General features: G+C 33.2%; 25 protein-coding genes. 10 read left to right on the top strand and 15 right to left on the bottom strand.

What is annotated here, in order from left to right; genetic code table 11:
* From AC6EJA_RS08690 to AC6EJA_RS08680, 3 genes are all read right to left on the bottom strand, one after another.
* On the bottom strand, window positions 1-129 hold the full coding sequence (locus AC6EJA_RS08690; RefSeq protein WP_498502265.1) for a DUF2256 domain-containing protein: 129 nt from the start codon (window positions 127-129) through the stop codon (window positions 1-3).
* Between the two features lie 95 nt (window positions 130-224).
* Entirely contained in the window at window positions 225-761 is a 537-nt protein-coding gene (locus AC6EJA_RS08685; protein ID WP_498502264.1) for a PAP/fibrillin family protein, read from the bottom strand.
* 242 nt (window positions 762-1003) lie between these two features.
* Complete coding sequence (locus tag AC6EJA_RS08680) at window positions 1004-1306, bottom strand: hypothetical protein (protein ID WP_498502263.1); 303 nt, start codon at window positions 1304-1306, stop codon at window positions 1004-1006.
* A 610-nt stretch (window positions 1307-1916) separates the two neighbouring features.
* On the opposite strand from AC6EJA_RS08680, the gene AC6EJA_RS08675 reads away from it, so the two are divergent.
* Window positions 1917-2096, top strand: a complete 180-nt coding sequence (locus AC6EJA_RS08675; RefSeq protein ID WP_498502262.1) for a hypothetical protein — start codon at window positions 1917-1919, stop codon at window positions 2094-2096.
* 59 nt (window positions 2097-2155) lie between these two features.
* Here AC6EJA_RS08675 and AC6EJA_RS08670 read toward each other — a convergent pair whose 3' ends face one another.
* Window positions 2156-2704 (bottom strand): hypothetical protein, encoded by a 549-nt coding sequence (locus AC6EJA_RS08670; protein WP_498502261.1) that lies wholly within the window; start codon window positions 2702-2704, stop codon window positions 2156-2158.
* Between the two features lie 358 nt (window positions 2705-3062).
* On the opposite strand from AC6EJA_RS08670, the gene AC6EJA_RS08665 reads away from it, so the two are divergent.
* The gene (locus AC6EJA_RS08665; protein WP_498502260.1) at window positions 3063-4250 is read left to right on the top strand and encodes a DegT/DnrJ/EryC1/StrS family aminotransferase; all 1188 of its coding nucleotides are present in this window, start codon (window positions 3063-3065) and stop codon (window positions 4248-4250) included.
* Here the strand turns inward: AC6EJA_RS08665 and AC6EJA_RS08660 are convergent.
* From AC6EJA_RS08660 to AC6EJA_RS08650, 3 genes are all read right to left on the bottom strand, one after another.
* Complete coding sequence (locus tag AC6EJA_RS08660) at window positions 4247-4528, bottom strand: DUF1651 domain-containing protein (protein WP_498502259.1); 282 nt, start codon at window positions 4526-4528, stop codon at window positions 4247-4249. The two genes, AC6EJA_RS08665 and AC6EJA_RS08660, sit on opposite strands and share 4 nt — an antisense overlap.
* A gap of 90 nt (window positions 4529-4618) precedes the next feature.
* Window positions 4619-5512, bottom strand: a complete 894-nt coding sequence (locus AC6EJA_RS08655) for a polysaccharide deacetylase family protein (RefSeq protein ID WP_498502258.1) — start codon at window positions 5510-5512, stop codon at window positions 4619-4621.
* Window positions 5513-5660: 148 nt separating this feature from the next.
* A complete protein-coding gene (locus AC6EJA_RS08650) occupies window positions 5661-6389 on the bottom strand; it encodes a 5'-methylthioadenosine/adenosylhomocysteine nucleosidase (protein WP_498502257.1) in 729 nt (242 codons plus the stop codon).
* An 84-nt stretch (window positions 6390-6473) separates the two neighbouring features.
* Between AC6EJA_RS08650 and AC6EJA_RS08645 the strand changes: the two genes are divergently transcribed.
* The 3 genes from AC6EJA_RS08645 to AC6EJA_RS08635 all read left to right on the top strand — a co-directional run bounded on the left by AC6EJA_RS08645 (window position 6474) and on the right by AC6EJA_RS08635 (window position 8123).
* Complete coding sequence (locus AC6EJA_RS08645; RefSeq protein ID WP_498502256.1) at window positions 6474-6992, top strand: adenine phosphoribosyltransferase; 519 nt, start codon at window positions 6474-6476, stop codon at window positions 6990-6992.
* An 89-nt stretch (window positions 6993-7081) separates the two neighbouring features.
* Window positions 7082-7849 (top strand): YdcF family protein, encoded by a 768-nt coding sequence (locus AC6EJA_RS08640; protein ID WP_498502255.1) that lies wholly within the window; start codon window positions 7082-7084, stop codon window positions 7847-7849.
* Between the two features lie 124 nt (window positions 7850-7973).
* Window positions 7974-8123 carry a hypothetical protein gene (locus AC6EJA_RS08635; RefSeq protein ID WP_498502254.1) on the top strand — a complete coding sequence of 50 codons (150 nt, stop codon included), beginning with the start codon at window positions 7974-7976 and terminating at the stop codon, window positions 8121-8123.
* A gap of 191 nt (window positions 8124-8314) precedes the next feature.
* On the opposite strand, the gene AC6EJA_RS08630 is transcribed toward AC6EJA_RS08635, so the two are convergent.
* From AC6EJA_RS08630 to AC6EJA_RS08610, 5 genes are all read right to left on the bottom strand, one after another.
* Entirely contained in the window at window positions 8315-8422 is a 108-nt protein-coding gene (locus AC6EJA_RS08630) for a high light inducible protein (RefSeq protein WP_498502253.1), read from the bottom strand.
* A gap of 116 nt (window positions 8423-8538) precedes the next feature.
* Window positions 8539-9882 (bottom strand): ammonium transporter, encoded by a 1344-nt coding sequence (locus AC6EJA_RS08625; protein WP_498502252.1) that lies wholly within the window; start codon window positions 9880-9882, stop codon window positions 8539-8541.
* A gap of 143 nt (window positions 9883-10025) precedes the next feature.
* Window positions 10026-10250, bottom strand: coding sequence for a hypothetical protein (locus tag AC6EJA_RS08620; RefSeq protein WP_498502251.1), 225 nt, complete (start codon window positions 10248-10250; stop codon window positions 10026-10028).
* A 142-nt stretch (window positions 10251-10392) separates the two neighbouring features.
* Window positions 10393-11694, bottom strand: a complete 1302-nt coding sequence (locus tag AC6EJA_RS08615; protein ID WP_498502250.1) for an NRAMP family divalent metal transporter — start codon at window positions 11692-11694, stop codon at window positions 10393-10395.
* Window positions 11695-12055: 361 nt separating this feature from the next.
* Entirely contained in the window at window positions 12056-12367 is a 312-nt protein-coding gene (locus AC6EJA_RS08610) for a hypothetical protein (protein ID WP_498502249.1), read from the bottom strand.
* Between the two features lie 887 nt (window positions 12368-13254).
* Between AC6EJA_RS08610 and AC6EJA_RS08605 the strand changes: the two genes are divergently transcribed.
* Window positions 13255-13512 carry a hypothetical protein gene (locus AC6EJA_RS08605; RefSeq protein ID WP_498502248.1) on the top strand — a complete coding sequence of 86 codons (258 nt, stop codon included), beginning with the start codon at window positions 13255-13257 and terminating at the stop codon, window positions 13510-13512.
* Between the two features lie 202 nt (window positions 13513-13714).
* On the opposite strand, the gene AC6EJA_RS08600 is transcribed toward AC6EJA_RS08605, so the two are convergent.
* Window positions 13715-13861, bottom strand: a complete 147-nt coding sequence (locus tag AC6EJA_RS08600) for a hypothetical protein (RefSeq protein ID WP_498502247.1) — start codon at window positions 13859-13861, stop codon at window positions 13715-13717.
* Between the two features lie 286 nt (window positions 13862-14147).
* On the opposite strand from AC6EJA_RS08600, the gene AC6EJA_RS08595 reads away from it, so the two are divergent.
* The 3 genes from AC6EJA_RS08595 (at window position 14148) to AC6EJA_RS08585 (ending at window position 15068) form a co-directional block, all read left to right on the top strand.
* Window positions 14148-14303, top strand: a complete 156-nt coding sequence (locus AC6EJA_RS08595) for a hypothetical protein (RefSeq protein WP_498502246.1) — start codon at window positions 14148-14150, stop codon at window positions 14301-14303.
* A gap of 93 nt (window positions 14304-14396) precedes the next feature.
* Entirely contained in the window at window positions 14397-14621 is a 225-nt protein-coding gene (locus AC6EJA_RS08590; RefSeq protein ID WP_498502245.1) for a DUF3721 domain-containing protein, read from the top strand.
* An 18-nt stretch (window positions 14622-14639) separates the two neighbouring features.
* Window positions 14640-15068, top strand: a complete 429-nt coding sequence (locus tag AC6EJA_RS08585; protein WP_498502244.1) for a DUF3721 domain-containing protein — start codon at window positions 14640-14642, stop codon at window positions 15066-15068.
* Window positions 15069-15120: 52 nt separating this feature from the next.
* Here AC6EJA_RS08585 and AC6EJA_RS08580 read toward each other — a convergent pair whose 3' ends face one another.
* The gene (locus AC6EJA_RS08580) at window positions 15121-15903 is read right to left on the bottom strand and encodes a metal ABC transporter permease (protein ID WP_498502243.1); all 783 of its coding nucleotides are present in this window, start codon (window positions 15901-15903) and stop codon (window positions 15121-15123) included.
* A gap of 53 nt (window positions 15904-15956) precedes the next feature.
* Between AC6EJA_RS08580 and AC6EJA_RS08575 the strand changes: the two genes are divergently transcribed.
* A complete protein-coding gene (locus AC6EJA_RS08575; protein WP_498502242.1) occupies window positions 15957-16358 on the top strand; it encodes a Fur family transcriptional regulator in 402 nt (133 codons plus the stop codon).
* 16 nt (window positions 16359-16374) lie between these two features.
* Here AC6EJA_RS08575 and AC6EJA_RS08570 read toward each other — a convergent pair whose 3' ends face one another.
* A complete protein-coding gene (locus AC6EJA_RS08570) occupies window positions 16375-17070 on the bottom strand; it encodes an ABC transporter ATP-binding protein (RefSeq protein ID WP_498502241.1) in 696 nt (231 codons plus the stop codon).
* Between the last annotated feature and the right edge of the window lie 187 nt (window positions 17071-17257).

The raw sequence follows: 17257 nt of genomic DNA, 5'->3' as shown, positions 1-17257 counted from the left end.
TTATCTTCTTTTGTTCCTACAACGATTAGAGCAATATTTAACATCTGACCAACATTGAGACCATTTTTTTCTGTAAGAAAAAGGGCGGCAACAAACAGGACATATTTTTGAAGGTAAATTCTTTTTCATAAAAATGAAACAAAATCAACTCAGTGATTCATTCTCACGAACCTTATTAAAAGATGTGATCGATGATTGTACGGATTGCTGTAAAAAGATAAAAATTATTTAAATAAAAAAGCTAACTCTCCAAGGGATATGTCATTTCTCTTGGTTAAAGCAAATGTAGTCCCTTTTCCACCTTTACAAATTCTAAGATTTTCATCTAAATAATTTATATCTAACCAGGAGAGTTGAGGTTTAGCCAATTTAGGGAGAAATGAAAATCTAGAATTTCGTATTTTAGGTCCTAATAAGCCGACTTTCATAAAGGCAACTTCGGTACGAATTTGACTTGTTATTTTTAGTTTCGCCAAAATAGCAGTGGCCCCAACATTTGACATATATCCTTTTGGACGTAACAAATTAAGCCCTACAGAATTTCTGGGGTCGAGAATTTGTAAATTTTCAAGTATTGGATTTACATTTAAGAAAGGAACTTTCGAACTACTCCATTTGAGTTCCCATGCTCCTTCAAGCAAAGAGAAATCTTCTTGAAGATTAATATTCGATTCGAGATTTAAAGTTCTTATTAAAGAAGGTATTTCTTTATCAAAAGGACTATTATTAAGTAAATCAATTAGGTACTCTGTAGAATTCATACAAAATATTTTATGTCTTATTGAGTGTTGGATATAATCTACTAATTTTCTTTGTTTGAACGTTCCTTTGAACTTCTATCTGTTTTTGACGGTATTTTAATTGCAAAAGAAAAGCAGGAATTAACCATGTCCCAGAAATTAAAAATGTCATGAGAGTTTGATTTCTAAATAAGTTATCAATCATGTTTATTTGAATTTTAACAACATATATTTTGAAGTGCCTGATGGATACCGTACAAGAATTAAAGAATGGGTGTAGTACTTCTTATTTGCTTATAGGCCTCTCCATCAAGTATACAAAATTGAAAAGCGAAGAGTTTTAAAGCATCAGGCAGTTCCACCCATTCCTTTTTTATTAGACTATCAAGATCCTTCTCTGTCAGCCTTTTCATGTTTGCATAAATATAAAACATGTCATCTATCTCTTCCAGGCTATTGTGAAGAAAAAATGCAACTTTATTTTCATCAAAGAATTGAATTTTATCAGTATCTGTTTTGCATGTAATTGCTTTATCCCAAAAAGATTCCTCAAAATTAAAATACATTTTTTTTATTAGATAATCATCTATTATTAAATAAAAATCAAAAAATCGTGTGTCGAAATATCACTCCAAATCGTAATTCAACTACTTTCCCTATTCACCTATTCATTATGGATTTATATCTTTATCTATTCCTAGATCATTAATGGAAATTATTTGTAGAATAAAGTTTCCAAAGCCGCGCACCCTGTATCCTATAAAAATCCCCATATTCTCCTGCTAATTATCTCAACAAAATTCCTATATTTTTTCTTTGATGATCAAGTTTTGCCACCTCCATACCAGATCAGCCAACATGAATTTAATTTTGAAAAAACATTGTTATTAACTTACAAGCACAGCTTTCTTTTTCAAGCTGATACTTAACTTCGGCATCATGGCCAGTAATATCATGAGGTGTAGTTCTATTCAAATACCTTTTTCGTCAAATCATCGCCATTCACCCTAGGATTATTTGAATCTGATATTGGGCATTTATTGAAATTAATCAGTAAGGCTGGTCATTTAGAGCTGAAAAATAAAATCCAGAATGATTTTTTTCAGAGGAAAAGCCATCACAGTGCCACACTTAAGACTTTCTTAAGGTAGAATTGCAACAATTGGTAACAGTGTGTTGACTACTTCATCAAGAACTAAAAGCGGCAGTCTCGTTGATAGAGAAACTGTTAATGAGATGATTGAAAGCGCTATTAGGCGTCATAACAGGCGATCAACAATAATTTCAGCCGTTCTGGGGTGGATTCTTATCGGCGGTTATTCGTTTGGTTTATTTCATACAGTTGGAATGTTTTAGTATTGAATAGCTAATAAATAATTAGTTTTTTCAATTAAAACCACTGCAAAAAATTACATTTAACTTTGCTTGAGTCTCAGGTTGGACGGGTTTTTTATCATAAATATATCAAAGATTCTATAAATTAATTCCATCATTAAAAACATTGAAAATAATACATGAATAATAAAGAAATCTAAACCTAAACTTTTATTTTCCAATATTCTTCCTCCTTTATAGGTTTTCCTTTCTGAGTAATTGCTGCTATTTTTATTTGTATTTTCAGTAAGAATAATATTCATTTTATTAAAAACTGAAACTAACATTTTATTTAATAATTGAAGATATACTATATTCCTATTTTCTTCCGAAATATTCAGCTCAATATCAATATTGCAGGACATTTTTAGAATTGAATTATAAGATACCTTTACTATAATAAATAGTAAAATAGTTATTGAAATGGATGTTTGCCATTGATGAATATACATAAATTGAGTAAAGATGTCTCTGCTGATTAATTCTTCCGAGATTTTATATGCCCCCTCTTTTGTCCATCCTAATAATTCCAATTCCTTTACTCGATTAAAAAAATCTAATGTCAAATAAATATTTGTATTTAAATTCATTTCTTAATAACTCTGATAAATAAATAATAATTAGAATCCCATTATGAATTTGAATTTAGGAATTCTAATTTGTAATTTTTATAGATTACTCATAAGATATCATTGAAAAATCGGATTGATTCAAATTCATACAATTGTGACATTTGATTGTCATCATTTTTCAACATTAAGGGTACTTTTATTAATAAAAGTTTGAATTTATATTTAATATAATTATGCTTGGAGATAATAATTTTACTTTCTTTTTATTTTATAAAGAAAAATTATCATAAAGTTTGAGATATAAATAAAAAGGTTTTCTCAAATTTTGCTCAAAATGGGGCAGAATAAGTATTCTATACTTAGTAATAATTAACTAATGACAATTGAGGAAATTTCTTGGGAAGCAGAGCTAGACCTATCAACAGTTGGTTCTTCTGTTCAGGAGGCTATAAATACAAAAAAGCTTTTTAGATACCAATTTAAGGACACTAAAAGCTATGTAAACATTCTTGAGGATGAGGTCAAAGTTTACACAGGCACTAACTTTGCATTGGGAGTCTCTTCTGCTACCAATGCAATTTTTCTTGCATTGAAATCTTTGGGTGTGGACAACACATCAAAGGTGCTTATACCAGCTTTTACCTTCACTGCCGTACCTAGTGCAGTTATGCAGTGCGGGGCTTCTCCAGTGTTAGTAGATATTACTGAGAATTATGTTATTGATCTTGAAGATTTAGAAAAGAAAATTGTCAAAAGCAATTCAAAGTTTCTTCTTCTTTCCCATATGAGAGGCCACCTCTGTGATATGGATGAAGTTGTAAGAATTTGCGATAAATATTCAGTCATACTTATAGAGGATGCCGCACACGCTTTGGGGGTAAAATGGAATGGTAAGCAAGCAGGAACATTTGGTATTGCTGGAATATATTCATTGCAATCATATAAAGTTATTAATGCTGGAGAAGGTGGATTATTAGTAACCAACGATCCAGAAATATTCTGGAAATGTGTATTCATGTCAGGGTCATACGAAAATAATTATCTTCTTCATTCAACATTTCGACATGAAGTTGCGGAAAGATTTAAAAATAAACTACCAGTTTTTAATGTAAGAATGAACAATATAACGGCAGCAATAGCAATCCCACAAATTAAGTCAATAGAGGAAACAATTGAGAGAATTAATTATAACTATTCCTTGTTATCTGACAAACTTTCTGTCAATAATTCTATTATATTCTGTGATGAGAATAGTAGTTTACGACCTGTAAGAGATTCTGCTCAGATGAGAATCAAGCTGGATGAAAAAAAACGAGAAGAATTAAAATTAAGATTGAATCAAGAGGGAATTCCAATAAGTTATTTTGGTGGTAAAAATAATACGAACGCAAGACTTTATGAGAACTGGAATTTCCTTCCTGATAAAAATCAAGAATTACCTAATACAAAGAAGAACCTTTCAGAGGTTTTTGACCTTCGTCTTCCCATTCATTTTACCCAAGAAAATATAACTATGATTACAAATAAATTCATAAAAATCCTTGAAGAAGTTATAAATAATTAAGCTGCATTTTGCTTACATGCATAAAGTTTCTCCCATCCATTAAGAATAAGGCAGTCCCAAAATTGAAAAGCCTCAAGCTCGGTAAGTATTTTCCTATTTTTGAAAGTACTTCGTTTGCCCTCTTTTGCACTCCATTTATCCACATAGAATTTCTTATGATCCTTATATGACATTGGATCTTTTATAAAAAGAATCATGATTTCGCCTGAAGGATCGGTTAGCCAACCGCATGGAGAATTTTCTTTATCCGGCATAGCATAAGAAGGAATTATATCCATAAAAAGTCGGCTCAGAAAAAATGCAAGTACTAATATTTATTTGAAATTAAAATTATTTGGGATTTATATTCAAAAATCAACATGATATTCTTAAATCCCTCTTATGAACCCTGTAGCTTTTACTTTTGCCTCACTAAAAGTATTTGCATCAAAACCAAAACGGCTATGAACTATATTTTTTGAGTTAGAAAATTTATTATCTACTAAAAGGATATGTTTAAATCCCGATTCCTTTAAAATTCTTAATTGATTAGAATTATATGAATTATTGGGAAAAGCATATATATATGGTCGTTCGAGAAAATTAGAATGATACCAATTAATACATTTCTTTAGATCATTCTCAAAAAAATAATCTGATTCAATATCCATATTTGAATGATAATAAGAATGTATTCCCCAATCATAAAAATCAAATATAGATTTTATATCTTCAACACTCATCATGGGCGAAGAATATTTATATAAATCTTCGCCGATTTGATTAATGATAATTTTCTCTATATCATTTTGCTCTTGCATTTTCTTATTTTTAATATATTTAGATAATTCAAATCCGATATTATAAATATTTTTTATTTTTTTTATATTATATCCAGGTATAATAAGATTTTCCCATTTCGACTTTTTATTCTTACCAATATAGTCTTGCAAAGCAACATTGATAGGAGGACGATTATTGTCAACACAATAAGGTATTATATTTTGATTAGCTCTTATATTGTATTTGCAGAGAATTGGATGAGCTATTTCAATAAAGTCTTTATACCCATCATCAAAAGATAAAATTAATTTAGGCAGAGTTGAACTTTTATTATTTATTGAAGAATAAATCTCAGAAAAGCTTGTTATCTGATAATGAGAAGATAAAAAATCTAGAAGACTCTTGAACAGCGAAGGATCTAATGGTTTATATGTACTCCCATCATCTTGAGATATTCTATGAAAATTTAAAATAGTAATCTTTCCTTTATTTTTTAACATTAAGATTCTTATTTTAAGTCTTATTTTATTAGCAAGAATCCTGAAAACAAAAGATTTGAATATTTTCTTGAATTGCGGATGAGATTTTTTAATTATCATAAAATATATGAGTAACAGTTATTGATATGTAATTTGAACATCATTTTGGTTAAAAATTGAAATTCTTTAATAGATTTTCTATTAATTTCCATGAAATTTTTTCATAATGAACCAGAAATTTTGAAAATTCTTCAGCTGCAGAGTCATCAGCACTATCAGAAATAACTCTAAGAATTATCCAGGGGATTTTTTCTTGTTCAGCAACTTGTGCAACAGCAGCACCCTCCATTTCCACCGCTCCTAAGTCAGGCAATTTTTCTACAAGAGATTTAATAACAGACTTGTCAGAAATAAAACTATCACCAGTTGCCACTAAACATTTTCTAATATCACCGAATTCGTGAAGATCCCCCTGCTTTTTACTATCTTGGAGGGTTTTAAAAGCCCAATCAACCCAAACATTAGGGGCACTTAAAATGGAAGAATTTAAGGCTGGAATTACAAATTCCTCATACATAGGACGAGCATCCATATCATGCTGAACTGCTTGGGATGTCAAGATCAGATCCCATTGCTTAAGGTCATGAGCAACTCCTCCAGCGACTCCGGTAAAAATTAATAGTCGAACTTTTAACCCGTCATATAAGGTCCCTAATAATCTTGTCGCAGCTCTTGAAGCACTAACCTTACCCCAACCACTCCAAGCAACACTCAAAACAATATTTTTGGAATTTTTGCCGCCACCTTCCCATTCTCCTGAGCAAATTCTTAAGTCACCATAATAGGAGTATTGTTTATTTTTTATGTGTTGAAGTGTACAACCGATCTCCTCAGGCATTGCACATAAAATACCAATATGAAAACGTTCTTCTGATTCCGAATACAATATAGTGAAAATAACTACAATCAATTATATCGGAAAATGATGCAAACTAAACTTGATCAAATAATAAAAAAATATCCTGACTTTCCAAAAGCAGGAATTGTTTTCAGAGATTTATTGCCCATATTAGAAAATCCAAAAGTTTTTCATGATCTTGTAGATGAAATGTCATCGAGTAATTTATTCAAAGATTCTGAGGCAATTATTTCCATTGATGCAAGAGGTTTTATTTTTGGATCTGCCATATCAATGAAATTAAATAAGCCAATGCTGGTTGCAAGAAAGCCAGGAAAATTGCCTGGAGAATTAATAAAAAAGACTTATGAACTTGAATATGGAACTAATTCTCTATCAATTCAAAAAAATGCGCTTGAGAGATATTGCTCCTTTGTGATTGTTGACGATTTGCTCGCTACTGGTGGAACAGCAAAGTGTGTGGCTCAAATTTTATCTGAAAACAAAAAAGAAATCTTAGGGTTATCTGTAGTAGTTGAATTACAGGATTTAAAAGGTAAGGAAAACTTTAATTATCCAGTTGATTCTGTTATAAAATATTGAGATTAAACAATAAATTATTTTTTATTGCATAAAAAGACCTAATTAATTAATTTAAGAACAATTTTTTTTCTTTCAACCAAAATACTTTTATGGTCATATTTACTCTTAGTAAATTAATTCCTCTTTTAATATTGCCACTTGGTTTCTGCCTAATTTTATTAATTCTTAAATCAAAGTTTAAACGAAAATTAAAATTTTCTAATTTAGTACCTTTAATAATTCTTACTTTGTTTAGTCTTGGAGTAGTTGCAGATTATTTATGGAGATTAGTCGAGCATCCTTGGCAGCGCATACATGCATCTCAAGCGCCTAATGCAGATGCAATTGTTGTTTTAAGTGGTGGGATGCGCCACCAGGTCCCTGGGGAATCAAATATAAATGAATGGAATGATCCAGACAGATTCATTGCGGGAATAAAATTGTTTAAATCTCGAAAATCGTCAATATTAATTTTTACAGGAGGTGATACACCATTAAATCCCTTGCTTGAAAATGAAGGCTTGACAAATAAAAAAGAAGCATTACTACTTGGTATCCCAAGAAGTTCACTAATAGTGACAGATAACGTAAAAAATACTGCAGAAGAGGCCAGAGAAATCTCAAAATTACTTAAAAATAAATTCAGAAATCCAAAAATTTTGCTTGTAACAAGCGCATTTCATATGAAAAGAGCGAAAAAAATTTTTGAGCGAGAGGGATTGGACGTTTTGCCATTTCCTGTGGACTTTAAAACTAAAAATATTAATAGAATTCAGTTTAATAATCCTTACGATTATTTTCCCAATGCAAGTAGTCTTGAAAAGAGTTCTCGTGCATTAAGAGAGTTATTAGGAAGACTAATTTATAGAACTTGGTAGTTTTTTATTGAAATACAACTTAAAAAAAATGCGTCGCCCTTTTTATCTATAATTTTAATTAACGAAATTTTGGTTGACCGTAGGTATTTTTTTTATTAGTTTTTGATTAGAGAAAGATTTATTTATGACTTCAATCTTTAAAGAATGGTTTCAAAAGCTTCCTGAGACAGGAAATGCTATCAATCAAATAACTGAGTTATACAAAGTTCACCATCCCTACATTGCAGAGGGATATTCAGATTTACTAGAAGATACCGAGTGGGGACGATACTAAAAATCAAAAAAAAAACCACAAAGCCAAAACAAGTGACTTTGTGGTTTCAATTATTTAAGAATGGATCAAAAGAAAAAATTAGTTCCAGTCTGTGTCTTCATTTAGGGAAGAATAATCGCAATAATTAAAGAAGACGTCTTCGTCTAATAAATCATCTAGATCAGCTCTTAAGAAGTAACTTAAAAAAGACATTAGAAAACACCAGGTATAACTTGACCTGTAGTTGCATAGGCACCAAAAAGGGCTACAAAACCGAGCATTGCTGCCCAACCATTAAATCTTTCTGACTCAGGGGTCATAACTTTGAAATTAACTGTTAAGAAATATAACAAGTACTACTGTTATTGTGCGAGCTGCTTTCTCAAGAGAGTTCATATTTTTCTCAAAATTAAGTTTTTAATTTTTGAAATTAATTTCAACTAATACTCGGCGATCCAGTTTCTTCTGCATAGGCCTCTTCTCCATGCTCAGTTATGTCAAGGCCTCTTTCTTCTTCAATGGGATTAACTCTAAATTTGCAACCCAGAGCCTGCAAGCTTAGCGCGATGAGGAACGTTCCAAAAGCTGCAACACCATAGGCAACAAGAACAGCCTGTATTTGTCCACCTATTAAGCCAATTCTTCCCTGTTCGATAAAAACTTGGCCAGCAGGATGAGAGGAAATCAAACTTGGGCTTGCAAAAATCCCTGTAAGAATTGCACCAACAGTCCCTCCAACACCATGAACTGCAAATGTATCTAGAGAATCATCAAATTTGAGGCGAACTTTTAACTGCACTGAAAAGAAACAAAACAAAGAAGTTATCAGGCCTATAACCAAACCACTAAAAGGCGTGACAAACCCTGCGGCTGGAGTAACTCCCACCAATCCAGCCACAGCACCTGTAGCCATACCAACAGCAGTAGCCTTTCCAGACATGTACCACTCCACTAATCCCCACATCACTAGTCCCGCAGAAGCTGAAATATGTGTTGTTGTAAATGGGATTTCGGCTCCTGAAACAGTTAACTGACTCCCACCATTAAAACCAAACCATCCGAACCAAAGCAGACCAGTACCAAGAAGAATTTGGGTTACATCATGAGGAGGCTTGATGCCATTTGGCCAAGCACATCTGGAACCAACCAAACCAGCTAAAACAAGAGCAGAAACACCAGAACTAATGTGAACAACAGTTCCTCCAGCAAAATCTAAATCTTTACCAAGTAAGCCATTCCCCCAAACCATATGAGCAAGAGGGGAATAAACTGCAATTATCCAGATGGGAGTAAATAGACACCAAAACTTAAAACTAATTCTTTCAACCAATGCGCCTGAAATTAAAGCAGGAGTTATGATTGCAAACATTCCTTGAAATAAAGCAAAGCTCAGACTTGGTATTTGCAAACCATCCCATTGATCAGGAAGATTTTCTAGACGTGAATACGTAAATGGATTTCCAATAATATTTTGAAATGAGCCGCCATCTGAAAAAGCTAGACTGAACCCGAAAAGTACCCAGATTATTGTTGCGATTCCCATCATCACAAAACTCATAGCCATAGTGTTCAAAACATTTCTAGCTTGAGTAAACCCCCCGTAAAAGAACGCGAGCCCTGGTGTCATGAGTAGAACAAGGGCAGAAGAGGTCAGAATCAACACATTGTCTGCAGGTGATATTCCCTCACCTGCATGAGCTGGCAAAAGTGTTGAGGTTAAAAAATGGAAAGCTGGTACAGCTATAAGTGCTACGAGAAGCCTTGAAAATCGATTTTTCAAAACAAAAAAGTATTAACAATTACATAATCGAATAGAAATCAAACGAGGAGGTTCATTGTGAACCTTTTTTGGAAGAATGTATCAAATAGAACATTTTCTTACCGTACGAGAATTTATTACTCTTTTGGCTTGGTGAAAAATAACTAAAAAGCCATTAACTGAGCTTCATGAACAAGTCGCGCCTTGTGCTTTCTATCTGCACTATGCGCGTTTAAGGTTGACTGATCGTGGTAATGACTGCCACAACTGGTAGATATTAGTTGTGCACGGTGAAGTCGCTCAGCTTTTTGAATCTTGGAGCGAATTAATGGAAGCTTGTTCATAGCATTCCTCCAGGATGGCAACCCCGTTCCATGTTGCCTAAGCATGCATCTCGCGCAGAGACGAACGTTCTAAAAATGTAGCAACCGCTACCGAATTTTGTCTTTAGATATTTATACTCATTTACGATTAATTCAGGCTTATCGGATAGATTTTCGTGTGTAAAAAATAGTTGATTCTTCAAAAATATCAGGCAATTTTTCCAAGCCCTAAAAAAGAATTTGCAATAAACAAAAGACTGAAGCCACTTAAAAAAATCAAGCCTCCCCAAGATAACCATCGCATGATTACTCCATATCTAAATTTCCTTGGAACCAATGGACTATTCATTGTGTCAATTGCCATCCACGCAAATATTGGTGCCGACAGAAAACTTCCAGTCATTGCTCCAAAAACAAAGTCCTTTACGCTAATTCCGCCCGATCGGGCAAAGAGAAGTGCAAGCAAAGCAGCAAAAACATGCAATACAATCCAAAACTCAAAACGTTTTTGCTCTCCGGAAGACCCCAATCGTCCTAAATCAGAATTACTTAGCAGGCCCTGTATGGCAGAAATGCTTCTCGGATATGCATCAAGGCAAGTTAATGTTGTACTAAACATCGCAGCGAATGAGGCTGGGACAATGATCCATTTAGCCCATGTACCCATGGCCTCCTCATATAGCCTAATTAAATTTTGAGCAAACGAGACACCTCCACCAGAAAGCATTGCATCACCACTTCCATACATAGTCAATGCTCCTAGTGTCAAAAAGAAAAAAGCAGTAATTACAGTTACTAAATATCCCAAGTTAAAATCAAATTCGGCCTCATTTTTACTGGGGACATACTTGGTCACTTTTGATTTTGAGAACATCCAAAGTGATGGCCAAACACACAGTTCCACTGGTCCCGGCATCCATCCCATTAGTGGAATTAAGAAAGACAAATTTTCAAAGGTATAAGGTTTTGAATCAGAATTGAACCAACTCGCATCTATTTCAGACAATTGCCCTTTTAAAACAAGAGAAATTACAGCAAAACAAGTCAAGGCAGTTAACAAAGAAACAAGGATCTTTGAAATCAGGTCTAGCGCCCGATATCTACCAAACAACAAAATGAATCCGCTTACTACTAAAACCCCAATAGACAAATCCATCGAGGGGTAATTAGAGAGACTTGGAATGTTCGTGAGCAAAATACCACTAACAAAGCTCACAGCCGCGATAGTAAAAGTCCCAGTAAAAAGACTTACAAAAAGATAAATAGGCAAATATGCAGAATTTCTTGCCTTGAATCCCTCAAGTAAAGAAAGACCTGTTGATGCAGTAAACCTCGTCCCAACCAAAAGGAATGGGTATTTAAATAAATTAGTAATTAAAATAAGGCCTAATAATGAAAAGCCAAATTTCGCACCCGCCTGCGTAGATGACATTAAATGAGAACCACCAATGCAAGCTCCAGCTAATAAAATTCCAGGGCCAAGTGTTTTTTGTACTCGCGCTAGGTTCAAGTTGCCAATTTATTAATGTTCACTTATATGATGTCTGATATAAAAGATCTTGCACATTATTTTAAAGAATTTCACATATTGTATTTGTCAAAAAAACTATATTAAGATAATTCCCAGATCTTGTTATTTGAGTTAAAAATCAGCTATTTTTTTTAATTACTTTTACAGTATAATTAAATGAAATAGAATCATAATTAAAAATATAATTTTCGCAATTGATAAAGCAGTATTGATTTGTCAATAACTAATAAAAAATAATATTAAGACATCTAAAACATATAATTTGCTTAAATTTTAGTTCATATTAAAAAATATTTTAGACATTTCAAATCACAACTCAGATTTCCAGTCTGCTATTGCATTAGATATCGCACTTAGCCAATTCAGCATGGGCCAGCCTTGAGATAATTCTTGTTTTATCAATAGCAGATAATTCGCTATCTTGATTCCACTTAAGAGTTGATTTACGCTGCTCAACAACATCTTTTAAAAAATTTTCATGATCATTATGTGAAGATTCGATAGAGTCAAGTTTATCTTTAGCCTTATATAAGTCTCTGGTGTATATACAATGTTTGAAAGAGCAAGACTGAAGAACTCTCCTTGTAGGAGTTCTGAAACAAACAATAGAACCCCCTTTTGGGCTTATATATATTGGTGTTGTTTCGATCATTAAATTAACTCCATTATTTTTAGAAATAAAATTCCCAAAATGCCTTTTATTATTTAGTTGGAAATAAAATCATTGAAGAGAACTTTTAAACTGAATCTTTTGGTAATAAGCTAAGCCTCCAGATATTGGGGATGCATTTTTTAGAATAGGGAGAAAAATATGTCACTTTCTAGTAAATTTTTGCAAATTAACTAAGTATTTACAGCTAGGATTAGACTTTAAGAGTTGCAAGTATGCTTAGCTATTGAAAAAAGAATATGATCAAGGCGAAAAGCATTAATAGAAAAATATAATTCCAAGAGGACTCTTCTAAATAAAATTATTTATTCTATCAAATTCAATTTATTAATAACTATTTTTGAAGCTTATATCCGTTCTCAATCAAACGCTTGTAGATTTCTCTAGCTTGAAGAGACTCAATAGTTAAAGATCTCTCATTGTCTTTCTGGAGAGAAAACACCCTGTTTTCATTTTTTATCTTACAGAAAGTTATTTGTTCTTTCCCTTTTTTAATTACCCAGCACTGCTTCCTTGACTTCTTACTGCCAGTCAAGTCCCAAGGCAATTGAAATTTAGTTGATCGCTTGTCAGACAATCTGTTATGTATAATTGATTACCAGGATAAATCCTTTAATGGTTAATGCAAGTGTTATTTAGCCCAAAAAGAGCCAATAAAATGTTGATTCCAAGACAATCAGGTCTATTATTATGCGTTCTCCCTTTGGGCGGCAAGTAAATAAAGTATTTTAGTTGACCTACCGCATATCCTGTCTTAGATATCTTTTCATTATTCAATACAAATAACATTAATAATTTAGTGGTTATTATTTTTCGAAAATTTCATTTTTCGTTATTATGTAAAATTGATTCTCCGCATACCTATTATCTTGAAAGATGATCTAAGGCCAAGTAAATTCCAAGTTAAAGCTTTAGCCTCAGATGATGAAATTTGGTCAAAAGCTCTGGAAACACTCTCCCCAAAGGACCGAGAAGAAGCCGATAAGTCAATGTCAACAATTTCGGAGCCGTACTTAGGTGGAAAAGAAATATCCATAAAGAGAAAAGATAATTCAGTGATAGCTTTTGCCTCGCTTTCTGAGATTCATAAAGACAATGATGAATGGGCAGTTTATCAAGAAGGTTGAACCTAATTTTGATCAAAAGATGAATAGTCTAAAAAAACCTTACTCCTAGATTTGTTTCTCAAGGAGTAAATTTTAAATCCTTGATTAACACATTCCTTTGTTATTTGTTAAAAATTAAAAAAAAGTATCCCCCCTCAATTCATTTTAATAAAAATCAGCTATTGAGTAGTTAATTAACCGGGTTAAGAAATTACTGGAAGAATTAATAGTTGAACAAACCCTTTTTGCAAGGATCATCCTTGAATGGGATAGGATCCATATGAGGTGGTGCATTATCTCTGTAGGGATGAAAAAATGCGTTCCCCATTGAGCTTAACAAAGTTTCAAACCATTTAAGTGTTTTCTTCATGGCATTTTCAAGTTAATAGTAAGGAGATAAGCGAATTAATCCCCTGAGAGTCAATCACTAAAATCACAAGTTGAGAAAGTTTTTTGACTCCTTTTTTATTTATAGATAATTTAAAGCAAAAATACAATAAGGGAAATTACTTGGTTATCAAACTAAGTATTTACAACTAAGCTAGAACTTAATATTATTTTTCAGGAAATTAATTTAAAGTAGTAAATACTCAAGTCAATACACTCATGACTTTAAGATATTTTTAAATTAGTAATGTTAATGAACACTAATTAGTATGAATTTTTCAACAATGAATAATTCCCCTAGTTGTAAAATTCCAAGAAAAGTTGAGTTGCTTTACTCATTAATTTGGAAAATGTCAAAAGATCAAAGAAAGAATTTTCTTCAATACCTTGAGGATTTCAAAGAAAATGTTGATGAAAAAAAATAATTTTTATTCTTATATTTGATTTAGAAGATGAACCTGACATCAATTAATGCTAAGTGTAAAAATGGGGCTAATCTATAAAAAAACATTAAAACATTGCCTGAAAAAAATTTTTTATCATCTTTTTTCTTGATTACTTTAATTCTATGGGGTTGCTCTCCTTATCAGAATAAAAGAGGAGGTGTCCCTGTTCTTTTTGAAACTAAGCAGCAAGCTGAAAAAGCTGCTCCACGTTTCAATTGCATTGGGGCACACAAAATGGGTGAGCAATGGATGCCTTGCAACAAGCATCAGCCTATTCATACTCATAATCACAAATAAAAATTGAGAGCTCAAGCATTGAATCAATTTAATAACCCCTCCCCCTCTCCCACACACTGCGGAGGAAAACCAAAAAAAATTGCTATTGGAATAGCACCTCTCGGATTTATTTCTATTGGGGTAGTACCTATGGGAATAATTACTATAGGAATTGTGCCAATGGGAGTTGCCTCGCTTGGAGTTGTTGGAATGGGTGTCATTAACGCATCCATTGTCGGTATGGGAATTTTTTCAGCGGGATTCACAACAATGGGTTTAAAAGTATGGAGTCCAGATGGAACAACTCTCAATCAAAATCTTGACAAATATTTGATGCCATCAAAAGAAAATATTTATGCTTTCCCAACAAAAGAAATCGCAGAAGAAGAAGCAAAAAAATTAGGTTGTATGGGTGTTCATAAAATGGGTAATTTTTGGATGCCCTGCGCAACTCATAAAAATGATTAATAATTTATGGATAAAAAATGTAATGGAAGTAATTAAAATTTCAAAATTTTAATTACTTCTTTGTAATAAGAAATAAGGATAAAACACAAAAAATTCCAATTAGTGGTCCAGGAGAAAGATTAAAAAAGATTGCACTCATAAAACCCAGAAGTGCTATTAATACTCCTACAATCGCTGAACGCAACATAGCAATTGCTAGACTTCGCGAATTTGATAGCCCAAATATGCTAGGCGCAGAAAGCAATCCAATCACAATAATCACACCAACTGTAGAAATAGAACTAACTATTATTAAGGTAGTTGAAAAGCCTAAAACTAATCTCAACGCACCTACTTGGATGCCATTTGCAATTGCTCCCTCTGGATCAAGGCCAATGTATATCAATTTTTTATAGGCATAAAATAAAAAGGTTGTAAAAATAAAAAATGCTATCAAAGTTCTAAAAAGATCCTCAAAATTAGCCGTTAAGAGATCTCCAAAAAGTATGCCCTCAAGGTCAACTCTGATTCCTAAAAGTGGAATCAAAAGAACTCCCAGTCCCAGGGAACCTGAAAGAACAGTATTAATAACTGCCTCAAAATTTTCATTATTGCGAAAGGCCAGTTTCTCGGCGATTAAGGCTCCGGTTAAACCACTCAAAACACCTCCTAAGGCAGGGTCAAAGCCAAGAGCAATGGCAAAAGCCAATCCAGGCAAAACTGAATGAGAGATTAAATTAACCTGCAAAAGTCTTCTTTGCGTTATTAATATGGTGCCTGCAGCAGGACAAAGTATGCCAGTGAAAAAAGTAACAATAAGTGGCAAAAGCCACCAGCTTTCTCTAAAAACAGACATTAAACAAATAAGCAACTATGGTCAGGTAAAAAGCTCAAACTGTGCATAAATCCATGATCAAAAGTCAAAATGATATTTCTATCCGTCAAAATCATATTCTTGAGGAACTAAGTAAATGTCAAGATGAAATGAGTGGCCAAGACTTGCACAGATCACTATATAAAAAAGAATTATCCATGGGTTTAGCTACTGTTTATAGGAACTTGCAAACCCTCATAAAAAAGGGATTGGTTAGATCTAGGCATCTTCCAACTGGCGAAGTACTTTATGCTCCTGTTAATAGAGATATCCACCATATTACTTGCGTTGACTGTGGGAAAACCACTCAACTGAAAGTATGCCCAGTTAAAAACATAAATTTTCCAAAAAGCAATACAAAAGATTTTGAGCTCTTGTTTCACACACTCGAGTTTTTTGGTCTTTGCAATCAATGCTTTCAGAAACAGAAAGCGTAGAAAAAAATTTTTTACCTCAATCACAGCAATGGTTCCCCATACATGGTATGGCAGGCAGTTTTTCTTGTACTTCTCTAGGTGTTCCGTAAGCTAAAACTGTTTTATCAAGAGCTACTACTTTGTCATAGGCCCCAAGAGATTTACCCCAATCATGACTACTTACAAAAATTGTAAAGCCCGCATTGGCGAGTTGTCTCATTATGACTAAAAATTTTTCCCTGGCTGGCGGATCAAGCGCTGAACATGGTTCATCAAGAAGAAATATTGAGGCTCGTCTCATCAAGGTCTTTGCTAGTAGTGCTCTTTGTTGCTGACCACCGGATAAAGAATCAAGCCTCCTATTAGCCAATCCAGATATGCCTACTCTCTGAAGTGCAGCCTCAATTTCACAACAAGTTATCTTCGGATGATTAACTCGACCCAATGAAACCAATCCCTCAACAGTAATTGGAAAATTCCAATTTATTGAACTCCTTTGAGGCATCAGTGCAACTTGATCAAGTGCCTTTTCTAAGGGGTTTCCATCAATGGTGATTTCACCCTGAAAAGTTTTATTTTGGCCTTGTAATAATCGCAAAAGTGTTGATTTGCCAGCACCGTTCGGACCCACCAGGGCTGTAAGAGTTCCAGGGGTGAGCTTAATTGAAACATCTTCAATAACTGACTGCCTTTCATAAGAAAAAAACAAATTCTTTGCAATCAGTTTGCCCATAAAAAAAATCCAATAATAATTTCATACAAAATACCATTATTTCTATACATAGACGATAATTATTTCCATTACAAGTAATAGCCTGATCCTTGGATATTTTCAAATTCAACAATAAGCACTCGAGAGATTGAAGAAGCATAATATCGGAATCAGTTTCTCAGGAGGTCTCTCTCCACTGGCGTTATAT

It is taken from the genome of Prochlorococcus sp. MIT2309 (genome assembly GCF_059772305.1).
This window is presented reverse-complemented; position numbering and strand designations above follow the sequence as displayed.

What these genes read in the sequence shown, in the direction of transcription:
- AC6EJA_RS08570 (WP_498502241.1), bottom strand. Translation starts at nt 17,070, where the DNA reads ATGGGCAAACTGATTGCAAAGAATTTGTTTTTTTCTTATGAAAGGCAG.
- AC6EJA_RS08600 (WP_498502247.1), bottom strand. Translation starts at nt 13,861, where the DNA reads ATGAAGAAAACACTTAAATGGTTTGAAACTTTGTTAAGCTCAATGGGG.
- AC6EJA_RS08580 (WP_498502243.1), bottom strand. Translation starts at nt 15,903, where the DNA reads ATGTCTGTTTTTAGAGAAAGCTGGTGGCTTTTGCCACTTATTGTTACT.
- AC6EJA_RS08575 (WP_498502242.1), top strand. Translation starts at nt 15,957, where the DNA reads ATGATCAAAAGTCAAAATGATATTTCTATCCGTCAAAATCATATTCTT.
- AC6EJA_RS08660 (WP_498502259.1), bottom strand. Translation starts at nt 4,528, where the DNA reads ATGGATATAATTCCTTCTTATGCTATGCCGGATAAAGAAAATTCTCCA.
- AC6EJA_RS08610 (WP_498502249.1), bottom strand. Translation starts at nt 12,367, where the DNA reads ATGATCGAAACAACACCAATATATATAAGCCCAAAAGGGGGTTCTATT.
- AC6EJA_RS08690 (WP_498502265.1), bottom strand. Translation starts at nt 129, where the DNA reads ATGAAAAAGAATTTACCTTCAAAAATATGTCCTGTTTGTTGCCGCCCT.
- AC6EJA_RS08645 (WP_498502256.1), top strand. Translation starts at nt 6,474, where the DNA reads ATGATGCAAACTAAACTTGATCAAATAATAAAAAAATATCCTGACTTT.
- AC6EJA_RS08620 (WP_498502251.1), bottom strand. Translation starts at nt 10,250, where the DNA reads ATGCTTAGGCAACATGGAACGGGGTTGCCATCCTGGAGGAATGCTATG.
- AC6EJA_RS08655 (WP_498502258.1), bottom strand. Translation starts at nt 5,512, where the DNA reads ATGTTAAAAAATAAAGGAAAGATTACTATTTTAAATTTTCATAGAATA.
- AC6EJA_RS08595 (WP_498502246.1), top strand. Translation starts at nt 14,148, where the DNA reads ATGAATTTTTCAACAATGAATAATTCCCCTAGTTGTAAAATTCCAAGA.
- AC6EJA_RS08650 (WP_498502257.1), bottom strand. Translation starts at nt 6,389, where the DNA reads ATGCCTGAGGAGATCGGTTGTACACTTCAACACATAAAAAATAAACAA.
- AC6EJA_RS08670 (WP_498502261.1), bottom strand. Translation starts at nt 2,704, where the DNA reads ATGAATTTAAATACAAATATTTATTTGACATTAGATTTTTTTAATCGA.
- AC6EJA_RS08630 (WP_498502253.1), bottom strand. Translation starts at nt 8,422, where the DNA reads ATGACCCCTGAGTCAGAAAGATTTAATGGTTGGGCAGCAATGCTCGGT.
- AC6EJA_RS08640 (WP_498502255.1), top strand. Translation starts at nt 7,082, where the DNA reads ATGGTCATATTTACTCTTAGTAAATTAATTCCTCTTTTAATATTGCCA.
- AC6EJA_RS08680 (WP_498502263.1), bottom strand. Translation starts at nt 1,306, where the DNA reads ATGTATTTTAATTTTGAGGAATCTTTTTGGGATAAAGCAATTACATGC.
- AC6EJA_RS08665 (WP_498502260.1), top strand. Translation starts at nt 3,063, where the DNA reads ATGACAATTGAGGAAATTTCTTGGGAAGCAGAGCTAGACCTATCAACA.
- AC6EJA_RS08685 (WP_498502264.1), bottom strand. Translation starts at nt 761, where the DNA reads ATGAATTCTACAGAGTACCTAATTGATTTACTTAATAATAGTCCTTTT.
- AC6EJA_RS08635 (WP_498502254.1), top strand. Translation starts at nt 7,974, where the DNA reads ATGACTTCAATCTTTAAAGAATGGTTTCAAAAGCTTCCTGAGACAGGA.